At 67.0% G+C, this 18,230-nt stretch carries 16 protein-coding genes; 10 read left to right on the forward strand and 6 right to left on the reverse strand.

The features are described 5' to 3' along the window. Nucleotides 1-32 precede the first annotated feature (32 nt). On the forward strand, nt 33-680 hold the full coding sequence (locus tag FHS96_RS00970; RefSeq protein WP_429587365.1) for a hypothetical protein: 648 nt from the start codon (nt 33-35) through the stop codon (nt 678-680). A 148-nt stretch (nt 681-828) separates the two neighbouring features. Here the strand turns inward: FHS96_RS00970 and FHS96_RS00975 are convergent, their stop codons facing one another. Beyond that, nucleotides 829-1,299 carry an Hsp20 family protein gene (locus FHS96_RS00975; RefSeq protein ID WP_429587366.1) on the reverse strand — a complete coding sequence of 157 codons (471 nt, stop codon included), beginning with the start codon at nt 1,297-1,299 and terminating at the stop codon, nt 829-831. 260 nt (nt 1,300-1,559) lie between these two features. Between FHS96_RS00975 and FHS96_RS00980 the strand changes: the two genes are divergently transcribed. The 4 genes from FHS96_RS00980 to FHS96_RS00995 all read left to right on the forward strand — a co-directional run bounded on the left by FHS96_RS00980 (nt 1,560) and on the right by FHS96_RS00995 (nt 5,145). Next, nucleotides 1,560-2,249 carry a Crp/Fnr family transcriptional regulator gene (locus tag FHS96_RS00980; RefSeq protein WP_429587367.1) on the forward strand — a complete coding sequence of 230 codons (690 nt, stop codon included), beginning with the start codon at nt 1,560-1,562 and terminating at the stop codon, nt 2,247-2,249. A gap of 424 nt (nt 2,250-2,673) precedes the next feature. Beyond that, a complete protein-coding gene (locus FHS96_RS00985) occupies nt 2,674-3,921 on the forward strand; it encodes a lipoprotein-releasing ABC transporter permease subunit (RefSeq protein WP_429587368.1) in 1,248 nt (415 codons plus the stop codon). Beyond that, nucleotides 3,914-4,612: an ABC transporter ATP-binding protein gene (locus FHS96_RS00990; protein ID WP_429587370.1), complete on the forward strand. Its 699-nt coding sequence runs from the start codon at nt 3,914-3,916 to the stop codon at nt 4,610-4,612. Before FHS96_RS00985 ends, FHS96_RS00990 begins: the two co-directional genes overlap by 8 nt. A 50-nt stretch (nt 4,613-4,662) precedes the next feature. Continuing rightward, a complete protein-coding gene (locus FHS96_RS00995) occupies nt 4,663-5,145 on the forward strand; it encodes a glutathione peroxidase (protein WP_429587371.1) in 483 nt (160 codons plus the stop codon). Nucleotides 5,146-5,197: 52 nt separating this feature from the next. Here the strand turns inward: FHS96_RS00995 and FHS96_RS01000 are convergent, their stop codons facing one another. From FHS96_RS01000 to FHS96_RS01010, 3 genes are read right to left on the reverse strand one after another with little or no spacing between them, the layout of a single operon-like run. After that, complete coding sequence (locus tag FHS96_RS01000; protein ID WP_429587372.1) at nt 5,198-6,361, reverse strand: phosphopantetheine-binding protein; 1,164 nt, start codon at nt 6,359-6,361, stop codon at nt 5,198-5,200. After that, nucleotides 6,358-7,575 carry a cytochrome P450 gene (locus FHS96_RS01005; RefSeq protein WP_429587373.1) on the reverse strand — a complete coding sequence of 406 codons (1,218 nt, stop codon included), beginning with the start codon at nt 7,573-7,575 and terminating at the stop codon, nt 6,358-6,360. Before FHS96_RS01005 ends, FHS96_RS01000 begins: the two co-directional genes overlap by 4 nt. Next, a complete protein-coding gene (locus FHS96_RS01010) occupies nt 7,572-9,161 on the reverse strand; it encodes a fatty acyl-AMP ligase (protein WP_429587374.1) in 1,590 nt (529 codons plus the stop codon). The genes FHS96_RS01005 and FHS96_RS01010 overlap by 4 nt, the downstream gene beginning before the upstream one ends. A 269-nt stretch (nt 9,162-9,430) precedes the next feature. Here FHS96_RS01010 and dnaE point away from each other — a divergent pair, with 269 nt between their 5' ends. The 3 genes from dnaE to FHS96_RS01025 all read left to right on the forward strand — a co-directional run bounded on the left by dnaE (nt 9,431) and on the right by FHS96_RS01025 (nt 14,417). Beyond that, entirely contained in the window at nt 9,431-12,907 is a 3,477-nt protein-coding gene (dnaE, locus tag FHS96_RS01015) for a DNA polymerase III subunit alpha (protein ID WP_429587375.1), read from the forward strand. Between the two features lie 117 nt (nt 12,908-13,024). Further along, nucleotides 13,025-13,237: a hypothetical protein gene (locus tag FHS96_RS01020; protein ID WP_429587376.1), complete on the forward strand. Its 213-nt coding sequence runs from the start codon at nt 13,025-13,027 to the stop codon at nt 13,235-13,237. 67 nt (nt 13,238-13,304) lie between these two features. Next, on the forward strand, nt 13,305-14,417 hold the full coding sequence (locus FHS96_RS01025) for an alpha/beta hydrolase (protein WP_429587377.1): 1,113 nt from the start codon (nt 13,305-13,307) through the stop codon (nt 14,415-14,417). 33 nt (nt 14,418-14,450) lie between these two features. Here the strand turns inward: FHS96_RS01025 and FHS96_RS01030 are convergent, their stop codons facing one another. Then, nucleotides 14,451-15,611 (reverse strand): aminotransferase class V-fold PLP-dependent enzyme, encoded by a 1,161-nt coding sequence (locus tag FHS96_RS01030; protein ID WP_429587378.1) that lies wholly within the window; start codon nt 15,609-15,611, stop codon nt 14,451-14,453. A gap of 30 nt (nt 15,612-15,641) precedes the next feature. Next, complete coding sequence (locus FHS96_RS01035) at nt 15,642-17,018, reverse strand: sodium-dependent transporter (RefSeq protein ID WP_429587380.1); 1,377 nt, start codon at nt 17,016-17,018, stop codon at nt 15,642-15,644. 117 nt (nt 17,019-17,135) lie between these two features. On the opposite strand from FHS96_RS01035, the gene FHS96_RS01040 reads away from it, so the two are divergent. Both FHS96_RS01040 and FHS96_RS01045 read left to right on the forward strand, forming a co-directional pair. Next, entirely contained in the window at nt 17,136-17,624 is a 489-nt protein-coding gene (locus FHS96_RS01040; RefSeq protein ID WP_429587381.1) for a MarR family winged helix-turn-helix transcriptional regulator, read from the forward strand. Nucleotides 17,625-17,718: 94 nt separating this feature from the next. Beyond that, the gene (locus tag FHS96_RS01045) at nt 17,719-18,114 is read left to right on the forward strand and encodes a VOC family protein (RefSeq protein ID WP_429587382.1); all 396 of its coding nucleotides are present in this window, start codon (nt 17,719-17,721) and stop codon (nt 18,112-18,114) included. Nucleotides 18,115-18,230 lie beyond the last annotated feature (116 nt).

The following is an 18,230-nucleotide window of genomic DNA, read 5'->3' on the forward strand; positions in this document are numbered from 1 at the left end:
GGCCGCCGGCAATATAGTTCGAGGAAGACTTCGTGCCCCCCATCAAAGTGTCGCTTGCCGCAGCCGCCGCCCTGACCCTGCTCGCCGGCTGTTCGCGCGACAACGAGATCGTCGATGCCGCGGGCGGCATCGCGGTGACCCGTTCGGCCTGCCCGGCGCTGGCGATCCCCGACTATACGGGCGACGTGACCCTGTTCAATCCGCCGGCGAGCCGCGATTCGCGTGCGATCGACGTGGTGGCGACGATCACCAACCTGCGGGCGAACTGCGACAATAGCGGGGCCGAGTTGGTGAGCACGATCAGCTTCGACGTGGTGGCGCGCCGCGAGGCCGGCAGCGAGGCGCGCGAAGTGGTGTTGCCCTATTTCGTCAGCATCGTGCGCGGCGGCAACGTCGTGGTCGCCAAGCGGCTCGGCCGCGTATCGCTGCGCTTCGCCGAGGGCCAGCAGCGCGCCACCGCGCAGGCGACCGCCGGCAGCGTGGTCAACAAGGCGGCGGCGACGCTGCCCGAAGAAGTCGTCCGCCAGATCACCCGCCGCCGCAAGCCGGGGGATGCGGATGCCGCGGTCGATCCGATGGCGAATCCGCAGGTGCGCGCCGCCGTGTCGCGCGCCAGTTTCGAAATGCTGGTCGGTTTCCAGCTCGATCAGGATCAGCTCCGCTACAACGTCACGCGTTGATGCCGTGATGCCGTCCCCCCCCCGGTCTGCGACCGGGAGGAGGGGGCTTCGCTCAGGCGCCGCGCGGGCTGGCATAGGCGCGCGCGCCAACAAAAAGGGCCCAGGCCGGCTTCCCGGTCCGGGCCCTCTCGGCAGCACGAGGCGCGGGTTACGCGGCTTCGCGCTGGTCCTCGATCGTGACGCTCTGGGTCTGCGGCGCGTCAGCGATCGCGATCTTCTGGGGCTTCATCGCCTCCGGCACCTCGCGGATGAGGTCGACCACCAGCAGCCCGTCGGCCAGGCTCGCATGCTCGACGCGCACGAAGTCGGCGAGCTGGAAGCGGCGCTCGAACGCGCGCGTCGCGATGCCGACATGGAGGAAGCTGGAGCGATCGCCCTCTGCCTTGTCCTTGCGGCCCGTCACGACGAGCAGGTTCTGCTGCGCGGTGATGTCGATCTCGTCGCGGCGGAAACCGGCGACGGCAATGGTGATTCGATACTGGTCCTCACCGCGCCGCTCGAGGTCGAACGGCGGATAGCTGTCAGCCTGTTCGGGGCGCGCGGTGCGCTCCAGCAGGTCGAACAGCCGGTCGAAACCGACGGTGGAACGGCGGTACGGGGTGAAGTCGGTGGTACGCATCTGGAATCAACTCCTCTGATCCGAGCAAATTGATGTCATCGGGCGCCCACGAAGCGACGCCCATTTCCTTGGTGGCGCAGCACGATTTGTCGCCGCGCCGACCGAGAGATAGGTGGGGGCTGGGCGTGTTCAAGCCCTTGCCGGCGAAGTGCAATTGCTTGGCGCGGCGGCAGAGCTGTGACAGGGAGTGATTCGTTTTCGGCGTTTCGGTATCACGATCTGTCGTTCCGGGATCAAACCAGTGGGTGTGGGGCAGAGCCATGGCGATCAACGCGACTGAACTGGCGGGCATCATCGCGAAGAATTCGATGCTTGCGAGCTGCGAGACGGACGAGCTTGAGGACATCCTCAGCCGCGCACGGCTGCTGACGATGAAGAAGGGCGAAACGCTGCTCAACCAGGGCGATGACGGCGATTCGCTGATCATCCTGCTGGAAGGCACCGTGCGGATCAGCATGGCGACCAGCAACGGGCGGGAGATCGTGCTCAACTATTGCGATCCCGGCGAAGTGGTCGGCGAGATCGCATTGCTGGACGGCGAACCGCGCACCGCTTCGGCCACCGCGATGACGCCGGGGCGCTACCTGCGCATCTCGCGCAGCGCGTTCGAGGCGACGATGGAGCGCTTCCCGCGTTGGTCGATGCGGCTGCTGCGCCAGATGGCGAACCGCCTGCGCCAGACCAACTCGATGATCGAGAATGATCGCGCCTTCACCTCGGGCCCCCGGCTGGCGCGCTACATCCAGCGCCTGATGCTGGAACCCGCCAATGATCGCCTCCGCCTCGACCTGAGCCAGAGCGAGCTCGGCAATTTCGCCGGCATCAGCCGCGAGAACATCAACCGCCAGCTTTCCGCCTGGTCGGACAGCGGCATCATCGCGCTGGAAAGCGGGCGGATCCGCGTGACGGATTACGCGATCCTCTCGCGAATCGCGACGTCGAGCGACTGAGGAAAACCAGGCCTCCCCGAGCAGAGCCCCGGGGAGGAACATGTGGTTCTCAGCCAAGTTGTGTGAATGAGCGGGCGGCCCCGTCGTCCCACCCCCCGGACATGCAAACGCCCGGACTGTTTCCAGCCCGGGCGCCTGCGTGACGATCGCTCGTCAGCCCCCTTCTTTGGCCATGGCCCACACGCGCGATACGGTCCCTTCTCCGTATCAAACGGGGCTCCAGGCCTCCCCGAACCACGGCCGTTGCCGACGTTTCAGGAGTTCCGGTTACGCCCGCCGCCGGGGCTTGTCATGGGTGTATTGCTGGTTCGTGATCGATTGCCTTCATCCTGTGTTCATTTGGCAACAGGCTGTTTTGGTTGCCTCAACCCCATGCCCGACGTAGGGCATGGCCCTTGTTCCGCCTGCGAAGATTGCATTCCCCATGATCCTGTCCCGCTACGAGCGGATGATCGCCAAGCGCTATTTGCTGCCCGGCCGGGGCGAGGGGTTCATCTTCCTCGTCGCGTCGATCAGCCTGTTCGCCGTCATGCTCGGCGTCGCCGCGCTGGTGATCGTGATGAGCGTGATGAACGGCTTCCGCGCCGAACTGTTCGACAAGATCGTCGGGCTCAACGGCCATGCCGTGATCCAGGGCTATGGTGGCCGCCTGAACGACTGGCGGGATATCATGGCGCAGGCGAAGGCGACGCCCGGCGTCACCAGCGCGACGCCGCTGATCGAACAGCCGCTGATGGCCAGCTACGAAGGCCGGGTGGAGGGCGTGATCGTCCGCGGCATGGAGGTGCAGGACATCCGCACCAACGAGACGATCAAGGGCAAGGTGATCGGCCGGCTGACCGATCTCACCCCCGGCAGCAACAATGTTGCGATCGGCGCGCGGTTGGCCGAGGCGCTGGGCGCCACGGTGGGCGGCGAGATCAGCCTGATCAGCCCGCTGGGGCAGACCTCGCCCTTCGGCACCGTTCCTCGCATCGTCAGCTATCGCATCGCCGCGATCTTCGAGGTCGGCGTCTATGACTATGACAAGGCGTTCGTCATCATGCCGATGGCGGATGCCCAGACCCTGCTGCTGCTGGGCGACGCGGTGGGCATGATCGAGGTGCAGACGGCCAATCCCGACAATGTCGGCCCCATCCTCGCGCCGCTGGCCGAGAAGGTGGCGCGCGACGGCGTGATCAACGACTGGCGTTCGATGAACGCCTCGCTGTTCGAGGCGCTGTCGGTGGAGCGGGTGGTGATGTTCTGGATCCTCTCGCTGATCATCCTCGTCGCCGCGTTCAACATCCTCTCCTCGCTGATCATGCTGGTGCGCGCCAAGACGCGCGACATCGCGATCCTCAGAACGATGGGGGCGTCGCGCAGCGCGATGCTGCGCATCTTCATGACGGTGGGGGTGACGATCGGCTCGCTCGGCACGATCGCCGGCGTGCTGCTCGGCCTCGTCGTGCTGATCTTCCGCCAGAACATCGTCAACGCGGTGCAGGCGATCAGCGGCCAGAACCTGTGGGATCCCTCGATCCGCTTCATCACCGAACTGCCGTCGCGCACCGATCCGTTCGAGGTGCTGGCGATCGCCGCGCTCGCGATCGGCTGCACCTTCATCTTCACCCTCTATCCGGCCTGGAAGGCCGCGAGCACCGATCCGGTGCAGGTGCTGCGCTATGAATGACGTGCTCAGGGTCTCCGCGCTGAAGCGCAGCTTCAAGCAGGGCGGCGCGGTGATCGACGTGCTGCGCGGTGTCGACCTGACGGTGGGCGAGGGCGAGATCGTCGCGTTGCTTGGTCCGTCGGGCTCGGGCAAGTCGACGATGCTGCAGGCGGTGGGGCTGCTGGAGGGCGGCTTCGAGGGCCAGATCCGCATCGCCGGCGAGGAAGCCGTGCAGCTCGACGATGCCGGCCGCACCCGGCTGCGCCGCGACGCGCTCGGCTTCGTCTACCAGTTCCACCATCTGCTGCCCGATTTCGACGCGGTGGAGAATGTCATCCTGCCGCAGCTGATCCACGGCGCAGTGCCCGCGGCGGCGCGCGAACGCGCCGAAGCCTTGCTCTCCGCGCTCGGCCTCGGCCACCGGCTCACGCACAAGCCGAGCCAGCTGTCTGGCGGCGAGCAGCAGCGCGTGGCGGTGGCGCGGGCGCTGGCGAATCGCCCCGCGCTGGTGCTGGCGGACGAGCCCACCGGCAATCTCGACGAGCGTACTGCGGATGTCGTCCTCGCCGAATTCCTCGCGCTCGTCCGCGGCGAGGGATCCTCGGCGCTGGTCGCCACGCACAATGAGCGGCTGGCCGCCAAGATGGACCGCATCGTGCGCCTGCACGATGGCCGGCTGGCCGAGGCCGTGATCGCCGATTCGCCGCGTTGACGGCCGCCCCGGTGCGCGCCGATGATCGCGGCGTGCATGCGGGAGTGGTTATGAAGACAGGGCTGGACGATTTCACGGTGCGGCGGCCGGGCGGCGATGCGCAGCCGATGGCCGATTATGCGGGGAAGGTGCTGCTGATCGTCAACACCGCCTCGCAATGCGGCTTCACCCCGCAATATGCCGGGCTGGAAGCGCTCTACCGCAAATATCGGGATCAGGGCTTCGAAGTGCTGGCCTTTCCCTGCAACCAGTTCGGCAAGCAGGAACCCGGCGACGCTGAGGAGATCGCCACCTTCTGCTCGCTGACCTACGACGTCACCTTCCCGCTGTTCGCCAAGATCGACGTCAATGGCGACGGCGCCGACCCGCTGTTCACCTGGCTGAAGGCGCAGAAGAAGGGGTTGCTGGGATCGGCGCGGATCAAGTGGAACTTCACGAAGTTTCTCGTCGACCGCCAGGGTCGCGTCGTCCACCGCTATGCGCCGACGACCAAGCCCGAGGATATCCAGCGGGATATCGAGAAGATTATCTGAGGGTCTTCTCCTTGTCCTCCGCGAGCAAAGCTCGGGGAGGACAAGGGTTCAATCACGCCGCCAGCTTCATCCCGTCCTCCGGCACCGACGCTGTGAACCGTTCCGCCAGTTCCCCGATCCGTGCCGGGTCGAACATCGTCAGATGGTCGCCGTCGACAGGCACGATGCGCAGCCCCGGGCAGTGCGCCGCCCAGCCGAGATCGGCGCTGCCGGGGCGTTGCGAGCGGAACAGGAGCACCTCGCCCTCGTCGATGGCGATTGCCCGCGCGGGGCCGGTGCCGAACCAGCGCCGCCACAGCCGGTCGAGCATGTGGATCTGCAGCGCGCTTTCGAACGCCAGCAGCGCGCGTTCGCCCAGCACACCGCGCCGGCTGTTGACCAGCCGCCGCGCGAGCCGCTGGACGGAGGCGCCGTCGAACAATTGCACGCCTTCCGCCATCACCCGGAAGAAGCGGCTCGACTGGTCGATGCGGTCGATCCAGCCGGGCACCGGCAGGCCGATCCGGCGATGCGCGTTCTGCAGCGCCGCGAAGGTGGCGCGGGTCAGCCCGCGCGCGATCCAGCGCATCCGGCGCACGAGGTGGATCTGCGGGTAGAGCGGCGATGCGGCACTGTCGAACAGCGCCATCCAGCCGATCTGGCGGCCGCGCTGCTTCAGCGCCAGCGCAGTCGCGAAGGCGACATAGCCGCCCTGCGAATAGGCGGCGAGGCGCACCGGCCCTTCCGGGCAGCGCTCCTCTATCTGGCGGCAGCAGCGCGCGACGATCGCGTCGGCATCGGTACCGTCCTCGATCCAGTCCTGCCAGTCGCCCAGCGCGACCTGTTCGAACGCGAAGCCCTCGCCGCACCGGTCGGCGAGCCGCTGCAGGCGACTGTCGCGCCCACCGCCGCCGGCGAACAGGAACACGGTCGGGCGTGCCGCTGCCTCCGGTACCTGATGGTCGGTCAGCAGCCGCGCGACCGCATCGGTCACCTCGTCGAGCGTGCGGTGCTGCATCAGGAATTCGGGTGACAGATCGATGCCCAGCCTTGCGCCCAGCGCGTCGGTCGCCAGCACGGCATCGATCGAATCGAGGCCATAGGCATCGAACGGCGTCGCCGGGTCGATCGTGCGCCCCTCTAGCGCGAACACGTCGGTCAGCAGATCTGCGAGCAGTGCGCCGAGCTGGGCGCGGCTCATCCGGCCGAAATCGGAAACGGCAAGACTGTCGGTCATCGAACGCTCCTTATGGTCAGCGAGGTGAGGCGGCGGATGGTACGGCCGCGGAACCAGACGGGGTCGGCGGCCAGCTCGATCGGCGGCAGATCGAGCAAGGTCTGGATCACGACGCGCCCTTCCAGCCGGGCGAGCGCCGCGCCGATGCAGAAATGCTTGCCCTTGCCGAACGAGACGTCGGCGGGGCGCTTGGCGTCGAGCTGCGCGGTATCGGGCTCCGGATAGCGCGCGGGATCGCGATTGGCGGCGCCGAGCAGCAGCAACAGCCGGTCGCCGCGGTCGATGGCGACATCGCCGACAGACGCATCCTGCAACGCGATGCGGCCGACGCGCTGGACATTGCTTTCCAGCCGCAGCACCTCGCTCACCAGCCGGTCGATCAACGCCGGCTCGGCGATCAGCCGCGCGCGCAGGTCCGGCTGCGTCGCCATCACCCGGATGATGCCGCCGATCAACCCGATTGTGGTTTCCGCCCCCACCCGATAGGCGAACAAAGCAGTGGCGGCGGCGCGTTCCAGCCGCTCGGCATGGTCGCCCTCCGCCTCCTCGTAGATCCGCCGCAGCCCCGATCCCTCCGGCGCCTCGGCGATGCGCCGTTCGAGCAGCGCCAGCGCTTCGATGGTCTGTGCGTTGACGCGATCATAGGTGGCGAGCGCAGCGGGATCGAACACCAAGGTCAGGTCCGCCAGCAATGCGCTGAGCTGGGGCACATCCTCCTGCGGGATGCCCAGGATGCGCGCCATCATCCGTTGCGGGAAGGGATCGGCGAACCCCGCCACCGCGTCGAACGGCTCGCCCGAGCGGAGGGGGGCGGCGAGGCCGCGCGCGAGGTCCGCCGCGATCGGTTCCAGCGCGCTCAGCTTCACCTGGTTCATGATCGTTGCCAAGGTCCGCCGGTCTCGCGCATGATCCTCGCCGGTCTTGAAGAACAGGGCGGCGTCGAGGAAGCGGATCAGCGGGCGATAGTCGCGCCGCGCGCGGCGGCCGACCTCCGCCAGAATGCCGGCGGTGCGCACGGCGTCGAACCGCTCGTCGACCAGCACCTGCTCGATGTCGGCCATGCGGGTGAGCACCCAAGCGCCCATCGTGCGGCACCAATAGACCGGCTGTTCGGCGCGCAGGTGGTGATAGGCCTCCCACGGGTCGGTGATCAGGCTCTCGGCGAAGGGATCGAAGACATAGGCCTCGGGCGAGGCAAGCTGGGCGGGTCTCATGCGGCGAGGCCTCCGTTCAGGCGAAGCAGGTCATCGGCTTCGTAGAGTTCGCGGGTCCGGGCACGCTGCACCTTGCCGCTGGACGTGCGGGGCAAGGTGCCGGCGCGCACGATCAGCAGATCGTCGATGCGCAGGCCCAGCGCGCCGATCACCCCGGCGCTGGCCGCGGCCGCGGCAGCGGCGAGGGCGTCGTCGGCCACGCCGCGCGCCGCGACTTCCTGCACCACCACCGCGCGTTCGCGGTCGCCGGACTGGCTGGCGAAAGCGGCGCAGCCCTGCTGGTGGAACAGCCCGTCGCTCGCCGTCACCACCGCCTCGATATCCTCGGCGGCATGGTTGGATCCCATGACGATGACGATGTCCTTCAGCCGGCCGTGGACGTGCAGCCCGCCCTCGTCGAGCGTGCCTATGTCGCCGGTGCGCAACTGCCGCACGCCATCGACGGTGCGGAACAGCGCGGCGGTCGCGGCCGCGTCGTTCCAATAGCCGGCGGTGATGTGCGGGCCGGCGATGCAGATCTCGCCCGGTTGGCCCGGCGCCACGGGGGCGCCGGTTTCGGGATCGGCGACGCTCACTGTCGCCGCCCCCCATGTGCCTCCGCAACTCACCCGGCCCTCGCCGTTGGTGGCGATGCCGCTGCCCATCGCCCGGCTCGTCGCCAGCAGGCTGGCCTCGGCGAGGCCATAGCAGGGGAGGAGGGCCTTCGCATCGAACCCGGCGGGGGCGAAGCGATCGGCGAACTGGCCGAGCGTCGCCGCGTTGATCGGCTCCGATCCGCAATAAGCGACCCGCCAGGATGACAGGTCGAACTCGTTGGCGGCGGCCTGCTGGATGTGGCGCAGGCACAGCGCATAGCCATGCGAGGGGCCGCCGCTGGTGGTCGCCCGCCAGGTCGAGATCGCCTCCAGCCAGCGGCGCGGGCGCTGGAGGAAGGCGAGCGGCGACATCAATACGGAGGTGCCGCCGACGAACACCGGCTGCAGCACATGGCCGATCAGGCCCATGTCGTGGAACAGCGGCAGCCAGCCGACGCCGCGCAGGTCCGCATCATGGCCGAAGGCGTCGGCGATCATCGCATTGTTGGCGAGCAGGTTGGCGTGGGAGAGCATCACCCCCTTTGGGCGGCTGGTGGAGCCCGACGTATATTGCAGCAGCGCGATCTGATCGGGCGAGACGTTAGCGGGATCGACCGCGTCGCCATTGGCGCTGGTCTCGTCGACATACAGGCAGCGCAGCCCCAGCGCCTCGGCCGCGCTTTCGCGGCGCACGGTGAGCGCGCCGGCGGGCTGGGCGTCGCGCGCGATCGCGCTCACCCGGTCGGCGGTGCGGCGGCCGGCGGTGTTGGGCATCGGCACCGCGATCGCGCCCGCGCGGAAGCAGGCGAACAGCGCGACGACGAAATCGAGGCAGGGCGGAAACAGCAGCAACAGCCTTTTTCCGGCGAGCCCGGCGCCGACGATGTCGGCCGCCACGGCATCGACGCGCGCGTCGAGTTCGCCATAGCTCAGCCGCTCCGCTTCACGGCCTTGTGTATCCAGATGAACAAACGCAGTCTTGGAAAAGTTTAATGAAGTATTACTTTTCAAGACGTCGGAAAGGGTTCGGGAATTAGACCCGAGATACCGTAGTACCGTCATCCGTAATCTCCCCTATTTCTAAGAGATGGTGACATATTTATTGTAGATCGACAACGATAATGTGAAGTGAATCGCCATGAATTCTGCATGGATTTTGGCCCTGACAAGTTTGCCTGTTACGCTTTCGTATCGATCTTGTAGGCTGGTGACCGACAGGCCTTGCCGCATCCGCGATGCATGCCCTTTCCAGAATCGGTTGGCGGGCCCATAATCCGTAGATGTCGCATTCGCCGTTCGTACCGCTTCGGATTTTCTCCGCGTTCACCATGCTCGAGGGGGCGATCGACCCCAAGGCCATCGCCAAGCAGGCGCGCAAGCTCGGCTTCCCAGCGGCGGCGATCACCGATCGCAACGGCCTCTACGGCGCAATGGCGTTCAGCGACGGCTGCTCGGCATCGGGCGTGCAGCCGGTGATCGGCACGATGCTGTGCGTGGCGCGGCCCGATCATCCCGATGGTGCCGCGCCCGCCTATGACTGGCTGGCGCTCTATGCGCAGGATGAGCAGGGCTATGACAATCTCTGCCGGCTCGTCTCCGCGGCGCATCTCGACCGGCCGGTCGAGGAACAGGCGCATGTCCGCTTCGAGGCGCTGGAAGGCCATACCGACGGGCTGATCGCGCTCACCGCGGGCGGTGAGGGTGGGCTGACGCGGCTGTTCGCCGACTATCAGCATGATCGCGCCTTCGCCTATTGCGATCGGCTGCAGAAGCTGTTCCCGGACCGCCTCTATATCGAGATCGCCCGCCGGCTGGACGAGGTGGAGGGCCAGGCCGAACCCGAACTGATCGCGCTCGCCTATGCGCGCGATCTGCCGCTGGTCGCGACCAACCCGTGCTGCTTCGCCGAGGCCGATTTCCATCCCGCGCACGATGCCATGCTGTGCATCGCCGATTCCGCCTATGTCGACGCCACCGAACGCCGCAAGAGCTCACCCGATGCGTGGATGAAGCCCTACAAGGACATGCGGCTGCTGTTCGAGGATCTGCCGGAGGCGCTGGCCAACACGCTGGTGGTCGCGCAGCGCTGCGCCGTGGCGGCGCCCAAGCGCAAGCCGATCCTGCCCAGCCTTGCCGGCGATCGCGAGGGCGAGGCGCTGAAGCTGCGCGAGGATGCCCATGCCGGCCTGATGCGCCGGCTGGAACGCGCCGGCATCGCCGACGACGCCGCGGTCAGATCCTATGTCGAGCGGCTCGAATTCGAGCTGGGGATCATCATCCAGATGGGCTTCCCCGGCTATTTCCTGATCGTCGCCGACTTCATCAAATGGGCGAAGGATCATGACATCCCGGTGGGGCCGGGCCGCGGTTCGGGCGCCGGCTCGGTGGTCGCCTGGGCGCTGACCATCACCGATCTCGATCCGCTGAAACTCGGCCTGCTGTTCGAACGCTTCCTCAACCCGGAACGCGTTTCGATGCCCGACTTCGACATCGACTTCTGCGAAACCCGTCGCGAAGAGGTGATCCGCTATGTGCAGGCCAAATATGGCCGCGACCATGTGGCGCAGATCATCACCTTCGGGCGGCTGAAGGCGCGCGCCGTGCTCAAGGACACCGGCCGCGTGCTGCAGATGAGCTATGGCCAGGTCGATCGCCTCGCCAAGCTGGTGCCCAACCACCCGACCGACCCGTGGACGCTCGATCGCGCGCTCAACGGCGTGTCCGAACTGGCGGCCGAATATAAGGAGCCTGAGGTCAAGCGGTTGTTCGATCTGGCGATGAAGCTGGAAGGCCTGCCGCGCCACAGCTCCACCCACGCCGCCGGCGTGGTGATCGGCGATCGCCCGCTCGACCAGCTAGTGCCGCTCTACCGCGATCCGCGTTCGGACATGCCGGTTACCCAGTTCGACATGAAATATGTCGAGGGTGCCGGTCTGGTGAAGTTCGACTTTCTCGGCCTCAAGACCTTGTCGGTGCTGCAGAAGGCGGTGTCGCTGCTCGCCAAGCGCGGCATCAGGGTCGACCTGGAAGGATTGGAGTGGGACGACGAGGGCGTCTACGCGCTGCTCCAGAAGGGCGACACGGTCGGCGTGTTCCAGCTCGAATCCGAAGGCATGCGGCGCACGCTGGCGGCGGTACGGCCGACCAATTTCGGGGACATCATCGCGCTCGTCTCGCTCTATCGCCCGGGCCCGATGGACAACATCCCGATGTTCGGCGCGCGCAAGAACGGCCGCGAGCAGATCGAATATCCACACCCGCTGCTGGAAGGCATTCTCTCCGAAACCTACGGCATCTTCGTCTACCAGGAACAGGTGATGCAGGCCGCGCAGATCCTGGCGGGCTATTCGCTGGGCGACGCCGACCTTCTGCGCCGCGCGATGGGCAAGAAGATCAAGGCGGAAATGGACGCGCAGCGCCAGCGCTTCGTCGATGGCTGCGCCAAGCAGGACATCGCGGCGGCGAAGGCCAACGAACTGTTCGACTTGATCGACAAGTTCGCGGGCTATGGCTTCAACAAGAGCCACGCTGCGGCCTATGCGCTGCTCGCCTATCAGACGGCGTGGCTGAAGGCGCATTACCCGCATGAATTCTATGCCGCCTCGATGTGCTTCGACATGGCGCAGACCGACAAGCTCAACATCTTCGTCGACGATATGCGGCGCATGAACGTGCCGTGCCTGCCGCCCTGCATCAACAGCAGCGAGGCCGAGTTCACCGTGCAGCCGCATGGTGAGGATTTCGCGGTGCGCTATGCGCTGGGCGCGCTGAAAGGCGTGGGCGAACGCGCGATGGAAGCGCTGGTCGACCAGCGCGACAAGACCGGCGCGTACAAGTCGATCGACGATTTCGCGGCGCGGGTCGATCCCGGCGTGCTCAATCGCCGTCAGCTCGAAAGCCTCGCCGGCGGCGGTGCGTTCGATGCGATCTGCCCCGATCGCGCGGGGATGCACGCGGTGTGCGAAACCGTGCTCGCCATCGCCAGCAGCGCCCATGCCCAGCGGACCAGCGGGCAGGGCGGGCTGTTCGGCGGGGACGCCGCGGTGGCCAAGATCAAGATGCCGCGCAACGCGCACTGGACGCTGGCGGAGCGGATGGCGAAGGAGAAGGACTCGTTCGGCTTCTATTTCTCCGCGCATCCGGTCGATCGCTACAGCCACGTCGCGCGCGCGCATGGCGCGCAAAGCTTCGCGCAGCTTGCCTCGATCATCGCGCCGGCGGAGGCCTGCCGCACCGGTGCGATCATGTCCGGCCTGGTTGAGGATGCGCGCTGGCGCACCTCCGCGCGCGGGCGGCGCTATCTGCTCGCGACCATGTCCGACGAGAGCGGCCAGTTCATGGCGAGCTGCTTTGAGGAAGAGGTCGCCAAGCAGATCGAGGAAGCCGCGCGCAACGGCGGCTGCGCGCTGCTGACCGTGGAGCTCGACCGGCGGCCGGGCGAGGATACGCCGCGCGTTGCGGTGCGCCGCATCCAGCCTTTCGAGACGCTCGCCAACAATGCGCGGCTGACCTTGACCGTCGCCGTTTCCGACCCGGCGGCGCCGCTGGCGCTGGCGACGATGCTGGAGGGGCAGCGCGGGGGCCGCGGCGAGATCATCGTGCGCACGATGATGGCGGATGGCCAGGAAGCGCGGCTGCGGCTGGGACGGGATTATCTGCTCGATGCCGAACTCGCCGCGCGGATCGAGCGGCTGGACGGCATCGAGGATGTCAGCCTGCAGGCGACCGACCCGCCCAAGCTCGCGCTGGTTTCCTGATCCTTGCGCGCGGGCGCCGGCGTGCCCGCAGCAAATCCCGCCAGCATTGTCACTCCCGCCCATTGGTTGCTGGGCGTAGGATCGGCGCGCGATCACCGGGCGGAGAGGATTGTGGCAATGGCATCCACGGCGGCACGCTGGTTGGGACTGGCGGCATCACCCACCTTCGCGCTGCTGGCGCTTGCCACCGCGGCTGACCCGGCGCGCCCGGCGCTGTGCGGCGGTGCCGGCATCGTGCCCGTCGACGCGATGACCGCGATGTATGCGCTGATGAGCCTGTTCCATCTGCCGCCCTGGCTGGGGCTACGGCAGGCCGCGAATAGCGGCTGAGCTGTGGCACAATAGAGCGGTGCAGTATATTGCACAGCCTTCGCTTGCCCGGAACGACGAGGACAGGATGACCAAAGCCCCCGCACTGCTCGCCCTGCTGTCGCTGGTCGCCGCGCCCGCCGCCGCGCAGCCGCCGGTGGGACCGCACAACCGGCAGGAGGCGGTGAAGATCATCGCGGACCTGCGCAGGATCGTCAGCCCGGAAGGGTTGCAGGCGGTGGAGACCGTCCGCATCGGCGGGATCGACCAGGTCGTTTCGATCCGCAGCCAGGATCTGCGCAACCCGGTGCTGATCTATGTCCATGGCGGCCCCGGCTTTGTCGAAATGCCGCTCGACTGGTGGTGGGATCGCGGGTGGGACGAATATTTCACGGTCATCCATTGGGATCAGCGCAACGCCGGCAAGACCTTCACCGCCAGCGGCGCGAACGACCCCGCGAGCCTGACGCCCGAGCGTTTCCAGGCAGATGCCGAGGAGGTGGTGCAATGGGCGCTCAAACGCTTCGGCAAGCGCAAATTGTTCGTGCTCGGCCATAGCTGGGGCAGCGTGCTGGGGCTGAAGCTGGCGGCGGCGCATCCCGAATGGCTGCACGCCTATATCGGCATGGGGCAGGCGGTGGATGGCCCTGAAAGCGAGCGGCGCGGCTGGGCGTGGACGATGGCGCAGGCGCGCGCCGAGGGCAATCAGGCGGCGATCCGCGACCTCCAATCGATCGCACCCTATGGAGGGGGCAGCGCGCCGATCCCTGTGCCGGCGATCCTGCTCCAGCGCAAATGGCTGGGCCATTATGGCGGCGCGGCGTGGCTGCGGACGGGCGGCGATTTCGAGGCGGCGGCGTTCAGGCTCTCACCCGACTATAGCGACGAGGATGTCCGCAACGCGTTCAAGGGCCAGCCCGCGGTGACCGAGGCGCTGCTGCCGCGCGTCCTCGCCACCGATCTCTCGTCCATCCAAAGCCTGGAGACGCCGCTGATCCTGCTGCTCGGCCGACACGACATCAATGTGTCGAGTACGGTCGCTGCCGAATGGTTTGCGCGGGTGAAGGCGCCGGAGAAGCGGCTGGTTTGGTTCGAGCGATCGGGGCATCACATCACCAGCGAGGAGCCGGGCAAGCTGCTGACGACGCTGGTGACCTATGCGCGGCCGATCGCGGCGAAGGCGGGGGATGTGGCGCCGTAGCGGGGGAGGGGGCTTATGCGCCGCGCGGAGCCTTTACCCCAGCAACCCCCGATGCCGCACCAGCGCCGCGACCAGCCGCTCCACGTCACCCTCATCGTTATAGAAATGGAACCCCGCCCGGATCTTCCCGTCGCGGCTTGAGGTCATCACCTTTTCCTCAGCCAGCAGCGCCACCAGCCGGGTCTCGTCCGAGGTCGGCATCGCGATCAGCGGGCCGCGGCGGCTGTCGTCGTCGGGGGTGGTCACGGTGATGCCCTCGGCCGCGAGGCGGTCGAGCGCCAATCGGGTGATCGCCTGCACATGCGCGCCGATCTGGTCGATCCCCAGTTCCAGGATGATTTCCAGCCCCGCGCCGGCGCCATAAAGGCTGGGCACCGGCGGGGTACCGCCCTCGAAGCGGCGCGCGGTGGGGCTGGGGGCGTTGGCGAAGATGTTCATCGCATCCGGATTGGCCTGCGCGAACCAGCCGGTGGTGCGCGGGGTCAGGCGCTCGATCAGATCGCGGCGGACGTAGAGATAGCCGATGCCGCCGGTGCCGATCAGATATTTGAGCATCCCGCCGACGCAGACGTCGACACCCAGCGCACGCGGATCGATGCGCCCGGAACCGGCCGACTGGTAGCAATCGAGCACCACGATCGCGCCGCGCGCATGGGCGATGCGGACGATCTCCCGGATGTCGGCGTCGGGAATCTTGCCGCCATGACGGTAGCAGATGTGCGAGATCGCGACGACCGCGGTCTCGTCATCGATCGCCTGCTCGAACGCCGCGAGCGGGATGATCGCTTCCGGATCCTCGGCGACATGGACGATGCGTGCTCCGGCCACTTCCTGCGCGTGCCAGATCTGCGCGCTGGTGGGGAATTCGAAGTTGGAAAGCACCACCTTGTTGCGCGGCCCCGCATAGTCGAACGCGCTGGCGAGCGCGTTGATGCCGGCGGAGGCGGAGCCGGTGATCGCGATCTCGTCCGCATCGACGCCGAACAAGGTCGCGACCTGGCCGCGCACCTGCTCCAGCCGGCCGACCCATTCGCCCCAGTCCGCGCCGCTCGCCACGCGATCGTCGAGATATTGCACCATCGCCGCGCGCACGCTGTCCGCCAGCAGGCCGTAGGAGCCGCTGCTGAAATAAGCGAGGTCGGGCAGCGACGCGAAGCGCGCGCGGATCGCGTCGAGATCGGCAATCAGGGGCACGGGACGGATACTCCGGAGAGGGATAAGGGTTCAGGCCAGGATGTGGATCATCAACCCGACGATCGCGGCGGGCGCGATGATCGCGACGGCGAAGTGCCAGATGCGATAGGCGGCGGGCGGCAGGTCGGTTTCGGCGGGGGTGATCGTGCGGCGGATCGCCCAGCCGGCGAACAGCGCGATCAGCAGCGCGTTGAGCGGCAGCAGCAGGTCGGCGATGCCGAAATCGAGCACGTCGAAGAAGGTCTTGCCGGCGAAAGGCGGCAGGAAGCCGAGCGGGTGGACATCCTTCAGCAGATTGAACGACAGCATCGAGGGCAGGCCGACGGCATAGATCGCCGCGGCGGTGAGCCAGGCGAGCGGGGCGCGGCGCCAGCCGGTGCGCTCGATCAACCAGGCGACGACGGGTTCGAGCATGCCGACCGCGGTGGTGAAGGCGCCCAGCGCGATCAGCCCGAAGAAGGCGATGCTGACGATGCGGCCGCCCGGCATGCCGCCGAACGCGACCGGCAATGTGACGAAGATCAGGTTGGGGCCCTCGGTCGGTTCCAGGCCGTAGAACAGCACCGACGGGAAGATCGCGAGGCCGGCCATCATCGCGATGAAGATCACCGAGCCGGACACAAGGGCGGCGGACTGCGGCAGCGAAACGCCCTTCGGCAGATAGGCGCTGTAAGTCATCAGCACGCCGACGCCGATCGCGGTGGAGAACAGCGCCTGGCCGAGCGCGGTGAGCACGCCGGTGCCGGTCATCTGGCTGAAATCGGGGTAGAACAGGAAGTTGAGCGACGGGCCGAGGCCGACCGTCACCGCATTGTAGAGCACCAGCCCGAGCAGCACCACGAACAGCGCGGTCATCTTGATCTTCGAGACCAGTTCGATCCCGCGCCGCACGCCGCGCGCGACGACGAAGGCGACCGCAGCGATGAACGCGCCCTGGAACGCGACCTGCCGCCACGGCGATCCGATCAGTTGCTCGAAGATCGCGCGCGAACCGTCGGCGTCGACGCCGGTGAAGCCCTGCGCGATCGCGAGGCGCGCATAATCGACCCCCCAGCCGGCGACGACGCTGTAATAGGAAAGTCCGAAGAAGGGGATGATCAGGCTGAGCCAGCCGATCGCCAGCCAGGCGGGGGAGGCGCCCTCTGCGCTCACCAGCCGGCGCATCGAGCCGATCACGCTGCCATGGCCGCGACGACCTGCCGCCATCTCACCGATCATGATCGGCAGGCAGATCAGGCCGACGAACAGGATATAGAGGATGACGAAGGCGCCGCCGCCATTGGCACCGGCGACATAGGGGAAGCGCCACAGGCTGCCGAGCCCGATCGCGGCGGCCGCCGTGGCATAGAGATAGGCGAGCTTGGAGGTCCAGACCTCCCGATTCGCGCCTTCGCCTGCGTCCGTCATGCCGTTCCCCTGTTCTTCACATGTCGGTCTATATGCAAATATATATCCTTTTGCATATAGATTTTGTCGCGGCGGCATGAGATTGACGTGGCCGAGAGGATGAAGGATCGCGTTCTCATGGCCAAGGATTCACGATCGGCGCGCAGTGTCGCCGGCAAGACGCTCGCCGATGGCGACCGGTGGATGGATGATTATCTGCCGTATCAGCTTTATCGCGTGACCAATCGTTTGAACGTCCGACTGCAGGGACGGCTCAAATCGATCGGGATCAATCTTTCGCAGTGGCGCGTGCTCAGCGTTTTGCGCTCCTATGGCACGCTCAGCATCAGCGGCATCGTCGAGCATACGCTGATGGAACAGCCCACGGTCAGCCGCGTGGTGGTGCAGTTGGAACAGGATGCGATGGTCGCGCGCCAGACCTCTGCGGGGGATTCGCGGATGACCGACATCACATTGACCGCGAAGGGCGCCGAGACCTTCGACAGCATCCGCGAATCCGCCTATCGCCACGAAAAGATGGCGCTCGACGGGCTGGAGCCGGCGCGGCTGGACGCGCTGCGCGAGACGCTGCGGCTGATCGAGCGGAACATCGAACTCTATGATTGAGCGCACTGCATGATTGACAGCGGCGCCTTCGCTTTGCCCTAAAGGTGGCCATGCCCAGACTGCCCCGGCCAGCCACGCCGCCATGCCAACGCCGATGACCGAGCGCCTGCCGATCCCGCCGATCGACGGGGTGCTGACCATGTTCTACTATCAGGATCTCGCGGCGGCGACCGACTGGTACGAACGGGTGATCGGGTTCGAAAAGGTGCTCGCCTTCGACGGGCTCAGCCTGTTTCGCGTGCACGGAGGCAGCCAGCTCGCGCTGGTGGGGGAGGGCTTCGGCAGCCAGCGCCCGATCCCCGGCACCAACAAGGGCGCGATCCTCTCCATCCAGACGCGCGCGCTGCAGCAATGGCACGAACGGCTGTTCCGCTATCAGGTGCCGGGTACCGGAGAGGGGCTGCAGAGCGGCGGCGGCGGGCTGACGATCGAGTTCAAGGTGCAGGATCCGGAAGGGTATACGATCGAGTTTTTCGAGTGGATCGAGTGATCCTGAGTCCCTCCCCTGAAGGGCAGGGGCTGAACGCCTCCTCCCCAAATCTCACTTTCATATCCATTTTCATATTTGCTTTGCGCCCGATCCGCGATAGCGTCCGCTGAGCCGTA

The sequence above is a fragment of the Sphingomonas zeicaulis genome (assembly GCF_050433225.1).
Taxonomy (GTDB): domain Bacteria; phylum Pseudomonadota; class Alphaproteobacteria; order Sphingomonadales; family Sphingomonadaceae; genus Sphingomonas_D; species Sphingomonas_D zeicaulis.